This window comes from Mesorhizobium sp. J8, from assembly GCF_016591715.1.
In the GTDB taxonomy this organism is placed as follows: Bacteria; Pseudomonadota; Alphaproteobacteria; order Rhizobiales; family Rhizobiaceae; genus Mesorhizobium.
This window is the reverse complement of sequence record NZ_AP024109.1, coordinates 3,984,951-4,003,713: the sequence shown is the minus strand read 5'-3', so window position 1 is coordinate 4,003,713 and position 18,763 is coordinate 3,984,951. Positions and strand designations below refer to the sequence as shown.

The following is an 18,763-nucleotide window of genomic DNA, read 5'->3' as shown; positions in this document are numbered from 1 at the left end:
GGCCTGACCTGAATCTCAACACACCTTAAAGCGGTGCCGTAACGGGGTCACACCAGAACGGATTGCAGCCGGGTCAGCTCGCTGATCTGCGCCTTCGTCGCCTGGTAGCCGAGGGTGATCGCCTCGTCGGCGCGGTGGAATTCCGTCAGGCCGATATGGCTGAGTTTCGGCTGCAGCGACATATCCGGAGGATCGCCGGCCAGCCTGGCGCGCGAGATCCGGTCCTGGATGATGTTGAAGGCCTCGACCATGACGCCGGTGATGCCGAGACGTGTCTGATGCGACTGGGAATTGATCTGGCCGGGGCGAGGCGCGTCGTTCTCGACGAGCAACTCGCCGGCGCTGTGCTTGATGACGGCCGCACGCCCGAACAGATCGTAGTGGAGGTTCACCGCCACGACCAGCGGCTGCTCGTAGGCGCGGCAGACCGAGACCGGCACCGGATTGACCAGCGCGCCGTCGACCAGCACGCGGCCGTTGCAGGCCACCGGCTCGAAGACGCCCGGCAGCGCGTAGGAGGCGCGCATGGCGGTGACGAGCGAGCCGCTCGAGAGCCAGATTTCGTGGCCGGTGCGGATTTCGGAGGCGACCGCGACGAAGGGCTTAGACAGGTCCTCGAAGCGGGCACCGTCGAGGTGCTCGCGCAAGCGCTGGTCGAGCTTCATGCCGCCGAACAGGCCGCTGCCGCGCAGATTGAGGTCGAGAAGTCCGAAGATGCGCCGCTTGGTCAGGCTTCTGGCGAATTCTTCCAACTCGTCGAGCTTGCCGGCAAGATAGCAGCCGCCCACCAGGGCACCGATCGAGGTGCCGGCGATCATCGACACTTCGATGCCGGCCTCGTCAAGCGCGCGCAGCACGCCGATATGGGCCCAGCCGCGGGCGCATCCGCCGCCGAGCGCCAGCGAGATGCCGGTTTGCCTGCCGGACTTCGGATCGGGCAAGCCGCCGGACGATGCGGGGCCATTGGCCTCCCGAACGTCAGATCTGCTGCGCAATGACGCCCATTCGAGCATCATGATCTCCCTTGTCCCATACCCCTTCTACCAAAAGGATATTTGAGAATAGTGAATCTGAGTGGTTTGTGAATATTGAATGGTTCACACCGGCTTCCGATACGTCTTGTCCGCATCGAACAGCGGCCTGCTGCCGTCGTCGGCAAGCGTCGCTCTGCCGTCGTTCAGCCCCACCGTCCGATAAAAGCAGGAACGCCGTCCGGTGTGACAAGTTGCGTCCTGGCCCAACACTTTGACGCGCAACCATATCGCGTCCTGGTCACAATCCGTGCGCATCTCGACGACGTGCTGGAAATTGCCCGAGGTTTCGCCCTTCTTCCACAGGGCGCTGCGCGAGCGCGACCAGTAATGGGCGATGCCGGTCTCCAACGTAAGCGCGAGCGCCTCGGCATTCATATGCGCGACCATCAGCAGCATGCCGTCACCGGCGTCCGTCACGACGACGGTGACGAGGCCCGCGGCGTCGAAGCGCGGCGAAAGGACGGAGCCTTCCTCGAGCGCTTTCTTGTCCGAAGGAGCTTTCGGGAATTCGACTGCCGACATCGCCGGTCCTCATATGTTCGGGCCGGCGAAGGCCGGCAAATCAGCCGCCCGCGCGCACCATGGTGACGAAGCGGACCTGTTCCTCGGGGGCGTCCTTGAAGACGCCGGTGAAGGTCGAGGTCAGCGTGGTCGAGCCCTGCTTGCGGATGCCGCGCATGGCCATGCACATATGCTCGGCCTCGAGCATGACGGCGACGCCGCGCGGGTTGAGCACGTCCTGGATGACGCCGGCGATCTGGGCGGTCATCGCTTCCTGCGTCTGCAGGCGATGCGCGAAGATGTCGACGACACGCGCGATCTTCGACAGGCCGACGACCTTGCCGTCCGGCAGGTAGCCGACATGCGCCTTGCCGATGATCGGCACCATGTGGTGCTCGCAATGCGAATGGAACTTTATGTCCTTGACGATGACGAGGTCGTCATAGCCGGCCACTTCCTCGAAGGTGCGGCCAAGCTCGTCGGCCGGGCACATGTCGTAACCGTTGAACATTTCGCGGAAGGCTTTGGTGACACGCTTGGGCGTGTCGACCAGGCCTTCGCGGTCCGGATTGTCGCCGGTCCAGCGCAACAGCGTGCGCACGGCGGCCTCGACCTCGGCTTCGCTCGGCCGGTCGGTGACAGGCTTGTCCAGATAGTCGGACGGAGGCATGATTTTCTTGATGACGGCATCCATAAAGGCGTCTCCCGTAGTCCCACTCAGAGGTGGGACGAGTTGAACGGACCACGACCTTTTGGGTGAAATTCGCCCATTTCCATCCCGCAAGCGGCGTGAACAGATGGACAAGGACAATGGCTTTTCGTCGCCTTGTCGATGCCCGACTGCCATCATTATATATGGTTACGGCAAAGCGAAAGGAAGACGCGGGAGCGGCAAAGCCTGTTCGCTGGGCGGCGACGGATTGGAAAAATATGATCGACGACGTCTACAATGCGAAAATTCTCGGCTTCGCCGGAAACATCGGGCGTATCGGCCGTCTCGATCAGCCCGACGCGACCGCCAGGGCGCATTCCAAATTGTGCGGCTCGACCGTCACCGTTGACCTCAAGATGGATGGCGACGTGGTGACCGATTTCGCCCATGACGTGAAGGCATGCGCGCTCGGCCAGGCTTCGTCCTCGATCATGGCTCGGCATGTGGTCGGCGCCAGCGCCGCCGAATTGCGCGCCGTGCGCGAAACCATGCTGAAGATGCTGAAGGAAAACGGTGCGCCGCCGGAAGGCCGCTTCGCCGACCTCAAATATCTGGAGCCGGTGCGCGACTATAAGGCGCGCCACGCTTCCACCATGCTGACCTTCGACGCGGTGGTCGACGCGATCGGCCAGATCGAGAAGAAGCGCGCCGGACAGGCGGCCTGAAGACGGGGCTTAGGCCGATTCCCTGGTCTCGGCGAATTCGCTTCGGATCCAGTCGGCGAACGCCCTGGCAGGCTCCGTCAGATCCCTAAGGCTCCTGGCCACCAGCCAATAGGCGCCGGAAGCGACATCGATATCGAACGGCTTGATCAAAGTCCCCGAAGCGAGCTCCTCGCCGACCTGCAGGAGATCGCCGAGCGCCACGCCGTGTCCGAGCAGCGCAGCCTGCTTCGAAAGCGAGACATCGGCGAGCATCGGACCGCGCGCTGGCACTGCATCGGCAGGCACGTCTGCCGCCTGGAACCACCGCGCCCAACCCTGGCGGTTTTCCTCATGCAGCAGCGTGTAATGGCGAAGGTCGATGGGCTTTTCCAGGGGAGGGCCGGAGGCGAGCAGCGCCGGCGACAGGACCGGAGAATCGACGGTCGAGGCCAGGCGCTCGGCCTCTGTGCGCGGCCATGAGGTGGCGTGTGCGCTGAAACGCAAGGCGAGCTCAGGCTGATCGCTGCGGAATTCGATCGGCCGTGGATCGACCTCGAGGGACACATCGATGTCCGGTCGCAATTGACGAAAGCGGTTGAGCCGCGGCACCAGCCATACGGCGGCAAGCGACGGCTCGACGCTGACGCGGACCACGGCTTGGGCGGGCGAGGCCGTGAGCTCGGAAAGCACGCGGTCGATGTCGTCGAAGCTTCTGATCAATCGGTCGAGCAGCCGATGTCCCGCGTCCGTCAGCTCGACGCGGCGATGGAGACGCAGAAACAGCGGCCTGCCCAGAAACGTCTCAAGCTCGCGGATCTGCCGGCTGATCGCGGCCTGCGAGACGTAAAGCTCCTCGGCCGCCCGGCTGAAGCTCAAATGCCGGCCGGCCGTCTCGAAGCTCCTGAGCGCCGTGAGCGGCAGTCGGCCACGCTTCATATCGCATAACCTCAAGTTATCCGAAGCGGAAATTATACTCGTTTGAGCGGGAAGGCCAGCGGCAGTCTAATCCGTCCCGAAGGAGACCTGCCATGAACGAGTTCCTGGCAATTTTCAGCGACGTGATACGGATAGCGACCTTCCAATGGCATGGCGAAGTCGTGCGCGGCGGGCACCATAACGACTGTCGCGATCTTCCTCCTCACCATCGCCCATGGACCGGCAACCATCCCGTCCGGCGCTAAGGGCCTTGAGGGCCAGCATTGCGTTTCAGCGCCGAAGCCCACATCTATCGCGCAGTGAAACAGGCTGCGGAGCAATGGGCGACCATCACGGCCATATACATGGCGTCCGGCCGGTCCAGCGGGGGCGCAATTGGCCGGGGCCTTGGCGCAAGACGCCCGGGCGCGTGCTCGGCACATCGCTCGTGCGCCTCTATCAGCTGACGCTCTCAGGCTTCGTCGGCAACAGCTGCCGGCATCTGCCGACCTGCTCCGAATACGCGCATGAGGCAATCGCCCGTCATGGCCTGTGGGCCGGCGGCTGGATGGGACTGTTCCGGGTCCTGCGCTGCGGGCCGTTCGGAACGCATGGCATCGACCGCGTGCCGGAGACGCTTGCGTCGCGCTATGTCTGGTTCATGCCCTGGCGCTACTGGCAAATCGGCAAGAGAGGCGGCCAACCCGAAATCTGATTGCTTTGCCGTCACACGCGGCTCGGATTTTAACGATCCGGTAGGGTTAACGCGAAGCTGCACAAACACTGCGAATTTGAGACAAAATCGAGACAAGACGCCTCGCTAAGCCGCTTCCGCAATCTCATACCGGAGTGACTTCGCCATGCGCCAGATGGACCGCTATCCCTTCATTTTTGCCATCGTCCTTTTCCTTCTGGCCTGGATGCTGGGCTTGCCGGTGCGGGCGCAATCGGCGCCGCTCAACGAGGTCCACTGCACGCTGATCCAGGACGCGCAAAGCGGTGCAACACTTTACCAGGACGGCGTCTGCGATCAGCGCGTCAGCCCGGCCTCGACCTTCAAGGTGCCGCTCGCGCTGATCGGCTACGATGCCGGCATCCTGAGCGACCAGCACACGCCGAGCTGGGACTACAAGCCGGAGTTCAAGGCGGCGAAGCGTGACCGGAAGACCGTCGATCCGACGATCTGGGAGCGCGATTCCATCGTCTGGTACTCGCGCGAGATCACGCGGCGGCTCGGCGCCGAGACGTTCGCCGGCTACGTGTCGAAACTCGGCTATGGCAACAAGGACGTCACGGGCGATGCCGGCAAGGACAACGGGCTGACGCAATCCTGGATCAATTCCTCGCTCGCAATATCGCCCGTCGAGCAGACGGCGTTCCTGCGCCAGCTGCTCGCCGGCAAGATGCCGGTGTCGGGGAAGGCGCATGAGATGACGAGAGCGATCCTGCCGACCTTCGCGGCAGGGAACTGGACGGTGCAGGGCAAGACCGGCAGCACCAGGATCGGCCAGGACGGCAAGCGCTCGCTCGGCTGGTTCGTCGGCTGGGCCGAGAAGGACGGCCGCCGCATCGTCTTTGCAAGACTGGTCGTCGACGCCAAGCGCACCGACAAGCCGAAGGGGCTTGCGACGCGGGCGATGTTCCTGAAGGACTTGCCCGGCCTCATCAAGTAGATCGGCCTATCAAATAGATGGCTGGCGGCTTTACGGCGGCGGAAACTCCCCATAAAAGACTGCCGCTGCCGGACGCCTCCGGCTAACCCTCTGCATGTCGCAACGCATCCCTGCCGCATGCATTTCACCACCCGCGCTCGTTTGCGGGACTGGATAGGAGAATCCTGATGCCGAATTCCGTTTCCCTGACATTTCCCGATGGTTCCGTCCGCGACTACGATGCGGCGATGACCGGTGCTGCCCTTGCCGAGTCGATCTCCAAGTCGCTGGCGAAGAAGGCCGTGGCCTACAGCCTCGACGGCACCATACGCGATCTTTCCGATCCGCTCGGCACGTCCGGCAAGGTCGAGATCATCACCCGCGAGGATCCGCGCGCGCTGGAGCTCATCCGCCACGATACGGCGCATGTGCTGGCCGAGGCCGTGCAGGAATTGTGGCCGGGAACCCAGGTGACGATCGGGCCGGTGATCGAGAACGGGTTCTATTACGACTTCGCGCGCAACGAACCATTCACGCCGGACGATTTCCCGGTGATCGAGAAGAAGATGCGCGAGATCATCGCCCGCAACAAGCCGTTCACCAAGCAAGTGTGGTCGCGTGAGAAAGCGAAGAAGGTCTTCGCCGAGAAGGGCGAGCGCTACAAGGTCGAGCTGATCGACGCCATCCCTGAGGATCAGGACATCAAGATCTATGCGCAGGGAGACTGGTTCGATCTCTGCCGCGGTCCGCACATGGCCTCGACCGGCCAGATCGGCAACGCCTTCAAGCTGATGAAGGTCGCCGGCGCCTATTGGCGTGGTGACTCGAACAATCCGATGCTGACGCGCATCTACGGCACTGCCTGGGCCGACCAGGCGCAGCTCGACGCCTACCAGACGCTTCTGGAGGAGGCCGAGAAGCGCGACCACCGCAAGCTCGGCCGCGAGATGGACCTGTTCCATTTCCAGGAAGAGGGGCCGGGTGTCGTCTTCTGGCACGCCAAGGGCTGGAAGATGGTGCAGAACCTGATCAACTATATGCGCCGCCGCCTCGACGAGCACGGCTATCAGGAAGTCAACGCGCCGCAGGTGCTGGACAAGAGCCTGTGGGAGACGTCGGGACACTGGGGCTGGTACCGCGATGCGATGTTCAAGGTCACCGTCGCCGGCGACGACACCGACGACGACCGCGTCTTCGCGCTGAAGCCGATGAACTGTCCCGGTCACGTGCAGATCTTCAAGCATGGGTTGAAGTCTTACCGAGAACTGCCTGTCAAGCTTGCGGAGTTCGGCAATGTTCATCGCTACGAGCCATCGGGCGCGCTGCACGGGCTGATGCGCGTGCGCGGCTTCACGCAGGACGACGCGCATATCTTCTGCACCGAGGAGCAGCTCGCCGCCGAGTGCCTTCGCATCAACGATCTCATCCTGTCCACCTATGCCGATTTCGGCTTCGACGAGGTCAGCGTGAAGCTGTCGACCCGGCCGGACAAGCGCGTCGGCACCGACGAGGCCTGGGACCATGCCGAGGCGATCATGAGCAATGTGCTGGAGACGATCCGTACGCGCTCCGGCAACCGCATCAAGACCTCGATCAATCCGGGCGAGGGCGCCTTCTACGGGCCGAAATTCGAATATGTGCTGAAGGACGCCATCGGCCGCGAATGGCAATGCGGTACCACGCAGGTCGACTTCAACCTGCCCGAACGTTTCGGCGCCTTCTACATCGGCTCGGATTCCGAGAAGAAGCAGCCTGTGATGGTGCATCGCGCCGTCTGCGGCTCGATGGAGCGCTTCCTCGGCATCCTGATCGAGAACTATTCCGGCCATTTCCCGCTGTGGTTCGCGCCATTGCAGGTGGTGGTGGCGACGATCACCTCGGATGCGGACGAATACGCCTTGAAAGTCGTCGAGCGGCTGAAGGCGGCGGGGCTGCTCGCCGAAGCGGACCTGCGCAACGAGAAGATCAACTACAAGGTGCGCGAGCATTCGCTGGCCAAGGTGCCGGTCATCCTCGTCTGCGGCAAGCGCGAGGCCGAGGAGGAAACCGTCAATGTCCGCCGGCTGGGCTCCCGCGACCAGGAATCGCTGAAGCTCGAGGACGCGGTGAAGGCTCTCGCCGACGAGGCGGTTTCGCCGGATCGCAAACGCCGCGCAGCAGCCTGACATACCAGCACTTTCTAGAATGGCGGTGGCCGGTCCACCGCCATTTTCATATGCCTGTCACGCCAGCCCTGTAACGAGCCGTCATGCTCAAATTGAAACTGCGGGAAAGACGTTTTCCCGAGCTCTCCTATGCCAATCCGCATCAGCCGGTGCTGACGCGCTGGTTCATCCATTCCGTCGAGGGCCTCTCGGGGCGCGACCGCTTCGCCGTGCTTTACGATTTCTGGCGCCGCCAGGTGGTGCCGACCGGCGACCGGGTGTTCAGCCGCATGCTGGAACTGATCGACGTCAAGGTCCGCAACGCCGTGCAATGGCCGCCGGCAGTACTGCCGGACACGCCGCTGGTCATCGTCGCCAACCATCCCTTCGGCATCGGCGACGGCATTGCGGTACTGTCGCTCGTCGAGCAGCTCGGCCGTCCGTTTCGGGTGATGATCCACAAGGATCTGCTCAGGATCCGCGAGATGGAGCCCTATTCGCTGCCGATCGATTTTTCCGAGACCAAGGACGCGCTGAAGAACAACATGGCGGTGCGCCACGAAGCCGTGCGGCTGCTGAAGGAAGGCGTCACCATCGTCGTCTTCCCGGCCGGCGGCGTCGCCACGGCGCCGAAGGGTTTCGGCCGCGCCGTCGACCTGCCGTGGAAGATGTTCCCGGCCAAGCTGATCCAGGACGCCAAGGCGTCCGTCATCCCGATGCATTTCTCCGGCCAGAACGGCCGCCTGTTCCACCTCGTCAGCGGTCCGATGAACATGGCCGAGCGCGACAACCGCGTGGCGAAGTTCATCGGCAAGGCATCGCTGACGCTGCGCACCTCCTTGCTGATCCGGGAATTCGCCCGCCTGTCGGGGAAGGCGATCGAGGTGCGCATCGGCGACGTGCTGACATGGAGCGAGCTCGAGCCGCTGCGCGACCGCAAGGCGCTGCTCGACCGCCTCTATCGCGCCGTCTTCGACCTGGCGACGCCTTCTGCGCAGCGTGGCCGCGTGCCATTCCTGCAAAAGCGTATGCGCAAGGCGGCCTGACCAAGGCGACTAATCGGCGCCTTCCTCGGGATCGATCGCGGATTGTTCGTTGGCCACGACCTCGATTTCCTGGTTCTGGCCCGCCACGACCGTGAAATCCTTCTGGTAAATGCGGTCGCGGTTCTTGGCGATGATGGTGTACTGACCCTCTGACAGCACCATCGAGGCGAAGGCGCCGACCGCTTCCTTGATCGGATCGCCGCTTTCGTTGAGCAATGACCAGGACGTGTCGGCGATGGCTTCGCCGCCGGGCTCGCGCACCAGCTTCATCGTCATCTCGGCGGCGCGGTGCTCGACGGTCGCCTCCGTCAGCTTGCCCGCCTCGACGCGGATGTCGGATCGGATCACCGCGTTGACCGCGCCATAGGTGGAGACGACGTGGTAGGTGCCGGCGTTCAGCCGCACCACGGTGTTCGGCGCGACGTCGGGGGCGATCAGCGGCCGCTCGCCATTGGCCGCGGCCTGGCCTTCATAGATCGAGAAGCGCAGTTTCTTCGGCGGGATGGGCGCGCCGCCCGACGTCACCGCGTCGAGCTTCAGGCCGCCGGCGTCGAGCACGAGGCTCTCGCGCCTGGCCTCCTTGCCGACGGTGATGCGCTTGGTGGCGCCGGCGCGTCCGTAGGAGGCATGGACAAGGTAGCTGCCGGGGTCGAGCTGGAACACGGCCGTGCCGCCATGGGCGGATGCCACCATCGGCAACTTGCCGTCACTGGCGGGCTGCGGCTTGAAGACCCGCCAGACGATGCCGCGAGTGATGTCCGCGCCCTTGTCGGTCAACTGCGCCGACAGCGTGATGGCGCCGCCATTGCCGAGCGCCAGCGGTCCCTGTGTCTTCGGTGTCGCGTAACTCGAAATGCCAGGAAGCTTGATGTCGCCGACATCGTTGGCGTTCTGGGCCAGCGCGAAGGAAACCGGCACTGCGAACAACGCAGCGACGAGTGCGATCACGAAAAGGCGCAGGGTCCCCTCAAACATGCCTTGCGTTGAAGCCCAAGGCGGTGGCAATTTCAAGGCCTAGAACCGGATGATTTCAGGTCGGTTGACCTGAAATCTGAATCCGGCTCTAAGTCAAAGAAGCAGAGCATGATGTCGTCCGAAAACCGCTTCACACTTTTCGGCATCATGCTCTAGAAGCGCGCCGCCCCGCGCGGCGGCTTCTTATCGGCGCAAAACGCCACCGCCCGAGCCGCCGACTCCCGATGGCGTGCTTCAGCTCAAAATCGAATGCCTTCAGGAGACTTGCGCCCATGGCGTCGCCGATCATCGACTTCCTGCTCACCCGCAATTCCGCGCCGATTCCCGACCTCAAGGAACCCGGGCCGAGCGATGCCGAGATCGCGACGATGATCGCGGCGGCCTCGCGCGTTCCCGACCACGGCCGGCTCGAGCCCTGGCGCTTCATCCTTTATCGCGGCGAGGCGCGCGTCGAGATCGGCAAGAGGCTGGCGGCACTCGCCGAGCAGCGCGAGGGGCCGCTGTCGGAAGGCCGGCGCAACCAGGAATTGGCGCGCTTTTCGCGCGCGCCGCTGGTGATCGGCGTCGTGTCGGTGCCGAAGGACAGCCCGAAGATCCCGCAATGGGAGATGTTCCTGTCGGGCGGCATGGCGGCCATGAACCTGATGATCGCGGCCAATGCTCTGGGCTATGGCACCAACATGATCAGCAACTGGTATTCCGATGTCCCGGAGGGCAGGGCGATCCTCGGGCTCTCGCCGCAGGAGCGCGTCGTCGGCTTCGTCCATATCGGCTCCTATCAGGGGCCTGCGCCGGAGCGGCCACGGCCTGATCCGGCGAAGCTCTATGCCGATTACGCCGGCCCCTGGGCCGGCTAGGATCTTTTGCGGATTTTCGCAGGAACGGCACGGCGGGCGGCCAACAGTGGCGGGGGCGTCACGGAAGGTTGGTCATGGTCTCGAGATTGGTTTTCCAGACATTCGTATGGTTCGGCATCATGGGCGCGCTGGTGTTTGTGTCGGCCGGCACGCTGCGCTGGACCGGAGCCTGGGTCTACATAGCCGTGATGGTCGGACTGAGCCTGACCATGGGCGTGGCGCTCGCCCGGCGCGATCCAGGCCTGATGAACGAGCGCCTCCGCCCGCCGATCCAGAAGACCCAGACCGTGGCCGACAAGATCGTGCTGAGCATATTGCTCATCGGCATCTTCGCCTGGCTGGTCCTGATGGGGCTCGACTTCCGCTTCGGCTGGTCGAGGGTTCCCGCCTGGCGCAGGTGGTCGGCATGCTAGTCCTGCTTATCGGCATCTGGATCTGTTATCTCACGATGCTGGAAAACAGCTTCGCGGCGCCCGTCGTGAAGATCCAGGACGAGCGCGGGCAGAAGGTGATCACCACCGGTCCATACGGCTATGTCCGCCACCCCATGTATGCGGGCGCCATACTCTATTTTGCCGGCACCGCGCTGCTGCTCGGCTCATGGTGGGGACTGGCAGCGGTCCTCGCCTTCATCCTGCTGCTCGCCATCCGCACCTTCATCGAGGAAAAGACGTTGCGGACCGGCCTGCAGGGCTATGACGATTACGCCGCACGCGTCCGCTACAAGCTGATCCCGATGGTCTGGTAGCGATCAGGCGGAAATATCCGCCGCCTTGGCGCGAGCCAGCAGGCGCTCGGCCAGGCGCAAATGCGGCCTGTCGTACATCTTGCCGTCGATGCCGACGACACCCGGATTTCCCGCCGCCGCGAAGGCATCGACGATCGCCCGTGACCGCGCGACCGCTTCGGCGGACGGCGTGAAGGCGGCGTTGATGACGGGCACCTGCGCCGGGTGGATCGCCATCTTGCCGGTGAAACCGTCGCGCTCGGCCTCCCGGCATTCCCTCTCGAGGGCGGCCATGTCGCGGAAATCGGGAAAGACGGTGTCGATGGCGGAGACTTCGGCCGCTGCGGCCGCCAGAATGGTCATGCTGCGCGCCAGGCGGAACACGTCGGTGTAGCGGCCGCTCTCGTCGCGGGCCGCGCGCGCGCCGAGCGCGGCTGACAAATCCTCCGCGCCCCAGGTCAGGCCGGCAAGCCTCGCGCTTGCCCCGGCATAGCTTGCCGCTGCCAGCACGCCTGCCGCGGTCTCGGTGATGATCGGCAGGATTCCTATAGCGCCGTCCGGCAGCCCGCTCTCGGCCTCACGCACACGCAGCTTCGCCGCCAGTTGCTGGACGTCCTGCCCGCTGTTCGACTTCGGCAGCATGATGCCGTCGGGCTTCGCCGGGACAAGAGCCGCAAGGTCGTCGTCCGTCAAGCCGGTGGAAAGATCGTTGACCCGCACATAGATGGCCGAACTTGTCCGGGGCCTTTGGCTGGAAATGAAGCCGGCCGCGATCGCGCGCGCCGCCGGCTTGTTTGCGGCGGCAACGGAATCCTCGAGATCGACGATGACCACGTCGGCGCCGGCCTCGAATCCCCTTTCCAGCTTGCGCTCGGTATCGCCGGGCACGAACAGCAGCGAGCGCATCAGGCCGCCTTCCTCAGCATCATCGCCTGCCTGGTGCATTTCGCGACAAGAACGTCGTTCTGATTGTAGGCGCGGTGTTCGAACTCGACGATGCCGCGATCGGGTTTCGACTTGGATTCGCGCACGGACACGACCGTCGTCTCGACCCGGATGGTGTCGCCATGGAAGACGGGGTGCGGGAACACCGTTTCCTTCATGCCGAGATTGGCGACCGTGGTGCCGACGGTGATGTCGTTCACCGAGATGCCGATCATCAGGCCGAGCGTGAACAGCGAATTCACCAGCGGCTTGCCCCACTCGGTTTTCGCAGCGAAGTCGAAATCGATGTGCAGAGGCTGCGGGTTGAGCGTCATCACCGAAAACAGCATGTTGTCGCTCTCGGTCACGGTCTTGCGCAGCGTGTGGCGGAAGACATGGCCGACGACAAACTCTTCCAGATAAAGCCCGGCCATGGTCGATCTTCTCCAGTTTCCTGCTTGATAGGCGTTGGTTGCCGCGCCATCAAGCCGGTTAAGAAACATGGTGAACCGTTCGTAAACCATTTCCGGCCTACCGTTCGCAACGGGGCCGGGACCTTTCCGGCAGGGGCGCAGCTGGTCGGTATGGTTGTTTCGCACTTTCTAAAATGGATTGATACTGCAAGGGTTTCCGAACGCGCCGCCGCCGCGAGCGCACTGGCGCGCGCCTATATCAATTCCGATCTGCCGTTCGAGGATCGTTGCGCCGCCGAGGCGGCGCTGACCCTGCTTCTGGACGACGCTTCCTCCAAGGTGCGCCTGGCGCTTGCCGAGGCGCTGTCGATGAGCCATCACGCGCCGCCGCAGGTGATCAGCGCCCTGGCCGCAGACCAGCCGGAAGTGGCGGCACTCGTGCTGGCGCGTTCGCCGTTGCTTACCGATGCCGACCTTGTGGAACGTGTCGCCTGCGGCCAGGAGGCGACACAGAAGCTGATCGCCAACCGTCCGGTCGTCTCGATGTCGCTGGCGGCGGCAATCGCCGAGATCGGCGAACCGGAAGCCTGCGCCGTGCTGATCGGCAACAGCGGCGCCGAGATCGCTTCGCTCAGCTTCCGCCGCATGGCCGAGCGGCATGGCCATCTGCCGCTGGTGCGCGAGGCGCTGATCGCCGATCGGCGCCTGCCGGCCGACTGCCGGCACATGCTCCTGGTCAAGCTCGGCGAGACCCTGAAAGGATCGCCGCTGGTGCTGGCGATGATGGGGGCGGCGCGGGCCGATCGCGTCATGCGCGATGCCTGCGTGAAGGCCTCGGTCACGCTGATCGAGAGAACGCGCATGGAAGAGCATGCGGCGCTGATCGAGCATTTGAGGCTGCGTGGAGACCTGACCGCAAGCTTCATCATCCGCACCATCGCGCATGGCAAGGTGGATTTCTTCGGCTCGACGCTGGTGGCTTTAGCCCGACAGTCCGAGCAGCGGGTGACCGCGCTTCTCGCCGGCGGGCACGACGTGGCGCTGCAGGCGCTGTTCCGCAGCGCCGGGCTTGCGCCGGCCACGCATGGCATCATCCTGCGCGCGCTGAAAGTGTGGCGCGAGGTCGCCAATGGCCGGCGTATCGCCGGCGTGCAGGAAGTGAGCTGGCTGATGTTGAAGGAACTCGGCGGCCAGTCGGCCGAGGGCGATCTTGCCGGCCTGGTGAAATCGATCCATCTCGAAGCGCTGCGTGAAAACGCGCGCGGGCACGCGCTGGCCATCGCGGCGGCCTAGGCGGATCAGGTCTCAGCTGAGTTCCTGGGCGAGGCCGATGAGAAGTCCTTCAGGCCCGCGTATGTAGCAGAGCCGATACACATCCTGATAGCGGACCACTTCGCCGACGAGTTCGGCGCCGCGCTTGCGGAGCCTCTCCAGCGTGTCGTCGATGTCGTCCACGGCGAACATGACGCGGAGATAGCCCAGGGCGTTCACCGGCGCGTTGCGGTGATCCGCCACCACGCGTGGCCTTCAGGAAGCGGGACAGCTCGAGCCGGCCGTGGCCGTCCGGCGTCCGCATCATGGCGATCTCGACATGCTGATCACCCAGTCCGGTGACGCGTCCGGCCCATTCTCCTTCGATCGTGGCACGCCCTTCGAGCTCGAGGCCGAGTTCGCGAAAGAAATCGACCGTCGCGTCGAGGTCCTCAACGACGATGCCGATGTTGTCCATCCGTTTGAGCGCCATCTGTCCTCCTAAAAGTATCGACCAGTCTGACAAGGGACCTTTCCGAACCGGTCCAACCTGAAACGCGACATGTCCCTAATTGTTCAGGCACGACCCTTCGTAAAGAAATCCGGGTAATCCTCCATCGCCGCGGCGATGATGCGCAGGGAGGCGGCGATCTGCAACATTTCGAGCCGGTCGCTGCGTTCCGCGATTTTGGCCGCATATTGCCTCGCCACCGCAATGGTCGCGGTCTGCGGCTCGCCCGGCCGCCGAAACAGCAATTCGCGCGCCAGGCCGCGCAGGAAATTGCCGATGGATTCGACCGTCTCGTGCGGGACGGCGGAGTTCAGTTGCGCTTGGCGCAACCGCAGCACCTCCAGCCCGACGGTGACCGCGGCGATGCTGCCGCCAAGGATGGGGTCGCCCTTGCGGCCCGTCTGCTGCACCTGCGGCATCAACTGGTTGATCCGGTCATAGGCCAAGCTTTCGAAGGCCGAGCGCCGAGGAATGCGCTCATGCAGGCAGAGCCGCGCCAGATCCTCACGCATCGCCTGCGAGATTCGCTCCACGGTGACCCAGGGATCGGCAGGCAGCACGACGAGGAAGACGCCGATTGCGATCAGGATGCCGACCAGGATCGAGGCTGAGCCGGCGAGAAACGGCCCGGGATCGTAGATCATCTGCTGATGGGGGCTGAGGAAGGCGAGGAAGTTGATGGCGAAGGCGGTGGCGACGCCGACATGGCGGGGATTTGCCATGCCGAGCGCAGCCGGCACCAGGATCGGCACGACGAAGAGCGTGAACCAGCCGAAGCCGGGCAGCGCCGGCAGCGCGACCTGGCCGACCAGAAAAGCAAAAGGCAGCGCGATCAGCGTTCCGGTGAAGAAGCCCCAAGCGGACTGCACGGGATCGGGGCGCGACGCGAACAGGCTGGAGACGACGGCGACGAGGATGACGGTGCCGGCTGCTTCCGACCATTTGGTGGTCAGCCAGAAGATCGCCACGAGCAAGGTCGCCAGCGCGGCGCGCACGGCGTTGCGCCATGCGGCCTGGTAATCGCGGTGGACGACCAGCGCCGGCTGGCTTCGCTCGCTCGATTTGCGGGAGGCAGGCGAGCGAAGCGCCTCCAGGCCGCGCATAACCTGCTTGAGCGCCTCGGCAAAATCGCCGGCAATGGTCAGGCGCGTGATGGTGCCGACCTTGTCTTCGCCGGTATCGCTCGAGCCTTTATCTTCGGGCAGGTCCGGCATTTCCCTGGCCTTGGCCGCGATCGCGTCGAGCCGGGCGAGCCAGGGACCTGTGTCGTCGAGCGCGCCAGGTGTTGCCGCCAGTTCGCCGACGAAGTTCTTCAGGTCCCGGCGCATCGGGATAAGCGCGGCATTCTTCGGCGCGCGATGGCTGTGCAGCGCGCGCGCTGCTGAAAGCGCCCATAGAAGCTGGCCGATCGTGCGCCGCACGGGATGGGCGCGGGTCGCGAAGCTTGGCGCCTCCAGCCGCGCATAGGTGCGCATCTCGGCGAGCGTCTGGGCGTCGGTGATCAGCTTGCGCTGAAGCGCGGCAAGGCTTGACGGATCGCCTCCGGAAAAGGCGCCGCCGGCATATTCGGCGAGGTCGAGAATGCTGCGCTTCAGCCTGGAGATGATGGCGTCGGCGGCGAGCTTCGGCAGGATCAGCCGGCTGGTGAGGCCGGCGCAGACGATGCCGAGAACGATCTCGGCGCAACGCGCGACTGCCAGGTCGACGACGACATGCGGCTGCCCAAGCGCCGGCAGGCTGATGATCATCGCGGTATAGCCGGCAAGGGCGGCACCGTAGGCTTCCGGATTGCGCAGCAGTGACGAGACGAGCGTGCAGACGCCGATCCACAGCGCCAGCACCGTGACCAGCAGCCAGGGATTGGTGCCGAACAGCGAGGTGATGCCGACCGCGGCGAGACCGCCTGCCAGCGTGCCGAGCAGCCGGTAGAAGCCCTTGGCCAGCACCATGCCGGCCACCGGCTGGGCGACGATGAACACCGTCATCATCGCCCATTGCGGATGGTCGAGCTTCAGCGCGTAGGCAACAAGCAGCGCGATCAGCCCGGCCGAAACCGTGCGCAAGGCGAAAATCCAATCCGAACGGGTCGGCTGTGTCAGGCCGCTCAGCGGTGTCTCGGCAAGCTCTTTCAGCCGCGTCCAGGTCACATGCCCGTCTCCATATCGGAGCCTGTTATGGACCGGACGGCGTTCAGATATCCAGCACGTCCGTCTCGGCGAATTCGGCGCGCTCCTGGATGAAGCGGAAACGCGCCTCCGGCTTGGTGCCCATCAGCGCGTCGACGGCATCCTTGGTCGCCTGCTCGGCGTCGATCACATCGACCCTGAGAAGCGTGCGCTTCTTCGGATCCATCGTCGTCTCCTTGAGCTGCGAGGCCATCATCTCGCCCAGACCCTTGAACCGGCCGATCTCGACCTTGCCGCGCCCGGTGAACTCGGTGCGCAGCAATTCGTCCTTGTGCGCGTCGTCGCGGGCGTAGGCGACCTTGCCGCCCTGCCGGATCGAATAGAGCGGCGGCACGGCCATGTAGAGATGGCCGCCGCGGATCAGGTTCGGCATCTCCTGGTAGAAGAAGGTGATCAGCAGCGAGGCGATGTGCGCGCCGTCGACATCGGCGTCGGTCATGATGATCACACGGTCGTAGCGCAGGTCCTCGTCGCGGTATTTCGAGCGCGTGCCGCAGCCGAGCGCCTGGATCAGGTCGGAAATCTGCTGGTTGGCGGCAAGCTTGTCGTTTCCGGCGCTGGCGACATTGAGGATCTTGCCGCGCAGCGGCAGCACCGCCTGGCTGGCGCGGTCGCGCGCCTGCTTGGCCGAACCCCCTGCCGAGTCGCCCTCGACGATGAAGATCTCGGCGCCGGCGGCTGCATTCTGCGTGCAATCGGCGAGCTTGCCGGGAAGGCGCAGCTTGCGCACCGCGCTCTTGCGCGAGACTTCTTTCTCCTGACGGCGCCGCACGCGCTCGTCGGCGCGCGCGATGACCCATTCGAGAAGCTTCGAGGCTTCCTGCGGATTGTCGGCCAGCCAATGGTCGAACGGGTCGCGGATGGCGTTCTCGACGATGCGCATCGCCTCGATCGTTGCCAGCCTGTCCTTGGTCTGGCCGACGAATTCCGGCTCGCGGATGAACACCGACAGCATCCCCGCGGCCGAGATCATCACGTCGTCGGTGGTGATGATCGAGGCGCGCTTGTTGCCGATGAGGTCGGCATAGGCTCGCAGTCCGCGCGTCAGTACGTTGCGGAAGCCGGCTTCATGCGTGCCGCCCTCGGGGGTCGGAATGGTGTTGCAGTAGGAGTTGAGGAAGCCGTCGCCACCGAACCAGGTGACGGCCCATTCCAGCGAACCGTGGCCACCCTGCTTATCGCTCTTGCCGGCGAAGACCTCGCGCGTGACCTGGAACTCGTCGCCGAGCGTCGCCTTGAGATAATCCTTGAGGCCGCCGGGGAAATGGAACTCGGCCTTGGCGGGTGTCTGGTCCTTGTCCTTGATCAGCGACGGATCGCAGGTCCAGCGGATCTCGACGCCCCCGAACAGATAGGCCTTCGAGCGCGTCATGCGATAAAGCCGCGCCGGCTCGAACTTGGCACCTTTGCCGAAGATCTGCTCGTCGGGATGGAAGCGGGTCCTGGTGCCACGGCGGTTGTGGACCTCGCCGAGATGCTCCAGACCGCTGACCGGGACGCCGCGCGAAAAACGCTGGCGATAAAGCTGGCGGCCGCGCGCGACTTCGACCTCGAGATGGTCGGACAGCGCGTTGACGACCGAGACGCCGACGCCGTGCAGGCCGCCGGAGGTCTCGTAGACCTTGGAGTCGAACTTGCCGCCGGAATGCAGCGTCGTCATGATGACTTCGAGCGCCGGCTTCTTGAATTTCGGATGCGGATCGACCGGGATGCCGCGGCCATTGTCGGTGACGGTCAGGAAGCCGTCGGCGGAAAGCTCGACGTCGATGAAGGTCGCGTGGCCGGCCACCGCTTCGTCCATCGAATTGTCGATGACCTCGGCGAACAGGTGATGCATCGCCTTGTCGTCCGTGCCGCCGATATACATGCCCGGACGGCGCCGCACCGGCTCGAGCCCCTCCAGCACCTCGATATCGGCGGCGCTGTAGCTTTCGCTGCCGTCACGGGCGGCTGTCGAGCGCTTCGCGGCCTGCACCAGCGGATCGGCGGGGCGCGAGGGCGCGCGCACCGGCTGTGCCTGCTTTTCCATCTTGCCGAAGAGGTCGTTGCTGTCGTCCATGCTGGGCCTAGCGTCCGGTAATGCGAATCACGGCTCGATACTGCCACGCTTTTGGCGGGCGAACGAGTTCCTGTTCCGTTCAGGGATCAAACTGTCTCTTATTCCAAAACCATTCGATAACCAAGCCGGCCGAAATAGGGCGGTCCCCATGCCTCGGGATTCCTGATTCTTTAACATTAACGCCTAGCGTGAGGCCCAACCAACAAAAGACC

General features: G+C 64.4%; 17 protein-coding genes and 2 pseudogenes. 9 read left to right on the top strand and 10 right to left on the bottom strand.

The features are described from left to right. Window positions 1-47: 47 nt before the first annotated feature. The 3 genes from MJ8_RS19275 to folE form a co-directional block, all read right to left on the bottom strand. Complete coding sequence (locus MJ8_RS19275; protein ID WP_201415493.1) at window positions 48-1,013, bottom strand: patatin family protein; 966 nt, start codon at window positions 1,011-1,013, stop codon at window positions 48-50. Between the two features lie 84 nt (window positions 1,014-1,097). Beyond that, complete coding sequence (gene hisI / locus MJ8_RS19270; protein WP_201410376.1) at window positions 1,098-1,556, bottom strand: phosphoribosyl-AMP cyclohydrolase; 459 nt, start codon at window positions 1,554-1,556, stop codon at window positions 1,098-1,100. A 40-nt stretch (window positions 1,557-1,596) separates the two neighbouring features. Next, the gene (gene folE, locus MJ8_RS19265; protein WP_201410375.1) at window positions 1,597-2,229 is read right to left on the bottom strand and encodes a GTP cyclohydrolase I FolE; all 633 of its coding nucleotides are present in this window, start codon (window positions 2,227-2,229) and stop codon (window positions 1,597-1,599) included. 236 nt (window positions 2,230-2,465) lie between these two features. Here folE and MJ8_RS19260 point away from each other — a divergent pair, with 236 nt between their 5' ends. Further along, window positions 2,466-2,912 carry an iron-sulfur cluster assembly scaffold protein gene (locus MJ8_RS19260; RefSeq protein ID WP_201410374.1) on the top strand — a complete coding sequence of 149 codons (447 nt, stop codon included), beginning with the start codon at window positions 2,466-2,468 and terminating at the stop codon, window positions 2,910-2,912. A 9-nt stretch (window positions 2,913-2,921) separates the two neighbouring features. Here the strand turns inward: MJ8_RS19260 and MJ8_RS19255 are convergent, their stop codons facing one another. After that, entirely contained in the window at window positions 2,922-3,827 is a 906-nt protein-coding gene (locus tag MJ8_RS19255; RefSeq protein WP_201410373.1) for a LysR substrate-binding domain-containing protein, read from the bottom strand. A gap of 92 nt (window positions 3,828-3,919) precedes the next feature. On the opposite strand from MJ8_RS19255, the gene MJ8_RS19250 reads away from it, so the two are divergent. The 5 genes from MJ8_RS19250 to MJ8_RS19230 all read left to right on the top strand — a co-directional run bounded on the left by MJ8_RS19250 (window position 3,920) and on the right by MJ8_RS19230 (window position 8,648). Then, on the top strand, window positions 3,920-4,072 hold the full coding sequence (locus MJ8_RS19250; protein ID WP_201410372.1) for a hypothetical protein: 153 nt from the start codon (window positions 3,920-3,922) through the stop codon (window positions 4,070-4,072). Window positions 4,073-4,146: 74 nt separating this feature from the next. Next, a complete protein-coding gene (gene yidD, locus MJ8_RS19245) occupies window positions 4,147-4,521 on the top strand; it encodes a membrane protein insertion efficiency factor YidD (RefSeq protein ID WP_201410371.1) in 375 nt (124 codons plus the stop codon). A 145-nt stretch (window positions 4,522-4,666) separates the two neighbouring features. Further along, window positions 4,667-5,479, top strand: a complete 813-nt coding sequence (gene blaOXA, locus MJ8_RS19240) for a class D beta-lactamase (RefSeq protein ID WP_201410370.1) — start codon at window positions 4,667-4,669, stop codon at window positions 5,477-5,479. Window positions 5,480-5,646: 167 nt separating this feature from the next. Continuing rightward, window positions 5,647-7,623: a threonine--tRNA ligase gene (gene thrS, locus MJ8_RS19235; protein ID WP_201410369.1), complete on the top strand. Its 1,977-nt coding sequence runs from the start codon at window positions 5,647-5,649 to the stop codon at window positions 7,621-7,623. 83 nt (window positions 7,624-7,706) lie between these two features. Beyond that, window positions 7,707-8,648: a lysophospholipid acyltransferase family protein gene (locus MJ8_RS19230; protein ID WP_201410368.1), complete on the top strand. Its 942-nt coding sequence runs from the start codon at window positions 7,707-7,709 to the stop codon at window positions 8,646-8,648. A 9-nt stretch (window positions 8,649-8,657) separates the two neighbouring features. Here MJ8_RS19230 and MJ8_RS19225 read toward each other — a convergent pair whose 3' ends face one another. Further along, the gene (locus MJ8_RS19225) at window positions 8,658-9,623 is read right to left on the bottom strand and encodes a hypothetical protein (protein WP_201410367.1); all 966 of its coding nucleotides are present in this window, start codon (window positions 9,621-9,623) and stop codon (window positions 8,658-8,660) included. Window positions 9,624-9,895: 272 nt separating this feature from the next. On the opposite strand from MJ8_RS19225, the gene MJ8_RS19220 reads away from it, so the two are divergent. Further along, complete coding sequence (locus MJ8_RS19220) at window positions 9,896-10,480, top strand: nitroreductase (RefSeq protein WP_201410366.1); 585 nt, start codon at window positions 9,896-9,898, stop codon at window positions 10,478-10,480. Between the two features lie 74 nt (window positions 10,481-10,554). Beyond that, window positions 10,555-11,228: pseudogene (locus MJ8_RS19215) on the top strand (methyltransferase family protein). 3 nt (window positions 11,229-11,231) lie between these two features. Here the strand turns inward: MJ8_RS19215 and MJ8_RS19210 are convergent. Next, window positions 11,232-12,113 carry an HpcH/HpaI aldolase/citrate lyase family protein gene (locus MJ8_RS19210; protein ID WP_201410365.1) on the bottom strand — a complete coding sequence of 294 codons (882 nt, stop codon included), beginning with the start codon at window positions 12,111-12,113 and terminating at the stop codon, window positions 11,232-11,234. Beyond that, complete coding sequence (locus MJ8_RS19205; protein WP_201410364.1) at window positions 12,113-12,565, bottom strand: MaoC family dehydratase; 453 nt, start codon at window positions 12,563-12,565, stop codon at window positions 12,113-12,115. The genes MJ8_RS19210 and MJ8_RS19205 overlap by 1 nt, the downstream gene beginning before the upstream one ends. A 150-nt stretch (window positions 12,566-12,715) precedes the next feature. Here MJ8_RS19205 and MJ8_RS19200 point away from each other — a divergent pair, with 150 nt between their 5' ends. Then, entirely contained in the window at window positions 12,716-13,837 is a 1,122-nt protein-coding gene (locus MJ8_RS19200; protein WP_201410363.1) for a DUF2336 domain-containing protein, read from the top strand. Window positions 13,838-13,849: 12 nt separating this feature from the next. Here the strand turns inward: MJ8_RS19200 and MJ8_RS19195 are convergent. From MJ8_RS19195 to parE, 3 genes and pseudogenes are all read right to left on the bottom strand, one after another. Beyond that, window positions 13,850-14,288 (bottom strand): annotated as a pseudogene (locus tag MJ8_RS19195) (VOC family protein). Between the two features lie 83 nt (window positions 14,289-14,371). Then, window positions 14,372-16,453: an FUSC family protein gene (locus MJ8_RS19190; protein ID WP_201410362.1), complete on the bottom strand. Its 2,082-nt coding sequence runs from the start codon at window positions 16,451-16,453 to the stop codon at window positions 14,372-14,374. Between the two features lie 43 nt (window positions 16,454-16,496). Continuing rightward, window positions 16,497-18,551, bottom strand: a complete 2,055-nt coding sequence (parE, locus tag MJ8_RS19185) for a DNA topoisomerase IV subunit B (protein ID WP_201410361.1) — start codon at window positions 18,549-18,551, stop codon at window positions 16,497-16,499. Window positions 18,552-18,763 lie beyond the last annotated feature (212 nt).

Coding starts and splice junctions, on each gene's coding strand:
- MJ8_RS19275 (WP_201415493.1), bottom strand. CDS start 1,013: ATGCTCGAATGGGCGTCATTGCGCAGCAGATCTGACGTTCGGGAGGCC.
- hisI (WP_201410376.1), bottom strand. CDS start 1,556: ATGTCGGCAGTCGAATTCCCGAAAGCTCCTTCGGACAAGAAAGCGCTC.
- folE (WP_201410375.1), bottom strand. CDS start 2,229: ATGGATGCCGTCATCAAGAAAATCATGCCTCCGTCCGACTATCTGGAC.
- MJ8_RS19260 (WP_201410374.1), top strand. CDS start 2,466: ATGATCGACGACGTCTACAATGCGAAAATTCTCGGCTTCGCCGGAAAC.
- MJ8_RS19255 (WP_201410373.1), bottom strand. CDS start 3,827: ATGAAGCGTGGCCGACTGCCGCTCACGGCGCTCAGGAGCTTCGAGACG.
- MJ8_RS19250 (WP_201410372.1), top strand. CDS start 3,920: ATGAACGAGTTCCTGGCAATTTTCAGCGACGTGATACGGATAGCGACC.
- yidD (WP_201410371.1), top strand. CDS start 4,147: ATGGGCGACCATCACGGCCATATACATGGCGTCCGGCCGGTCCAGCGG.
- blaOXA (WP_201410370.1), top strand. CDS start 4,667: ATGCGCCAGATGGACCGCTATCCCTTCATTTTTGCCATCGTCCTTTTC.
- thrS (WP_201410369.1), top strand. CDS start 5,647: ATGCCGAATTCCGTTTCCCTGACATTTCCCGATGGTTCCGTCCGCGAC.
- MJ8_RS19230 (WP_201410368.1), top strand. CDS start 7,707: ATGCTCAAATTGAAACTGCGGGAAAGACGTTTTCCCGAGCTCTCCTAT.
- MJ8_RS19225 (WP_201410367.1), bottom strand. CDS start 9,623: ATGTTTGAGGGGACCCTGCGCCTTTTCGTGATCGCACTCGTCGCTGCG.
- MJ8_RS19220 (WP_201410366.1), top strand. CDS start 9,896: ATGGCGTCGCCGATCATCGACTTCCTGCTCACCCGCAATTCCGCGCCG.
- MJ8_RS19210 (WP_201410365.1), bottom strand. CDS start 12,113: ATGCGCTCGCTGCTGTTCGTGCCCGGCGATACCGAGCGCAAGCTGGAA.
- MJ8_RS19205 (WP_201410364.1), bottom strand. CDS start 12,565: ATGGCCGGGCTTTATCTGGAAGAGTTTGTCGTCGGCCATGTCTTCCGC.
- MJ8_RS19200 (WP_201410363.1), top strand. CDS start 12,716: ATGGTTGTTTCGCACTTTCTAAAATGGATTGATACTGCAAGGGTTTCC.
- parE (WP_201410361.1), bottom strand. CDS start 18,551: ATGGACGACAGCAACGACCTCTTCGGCAAGATGGAAAAGCAGGCACAG.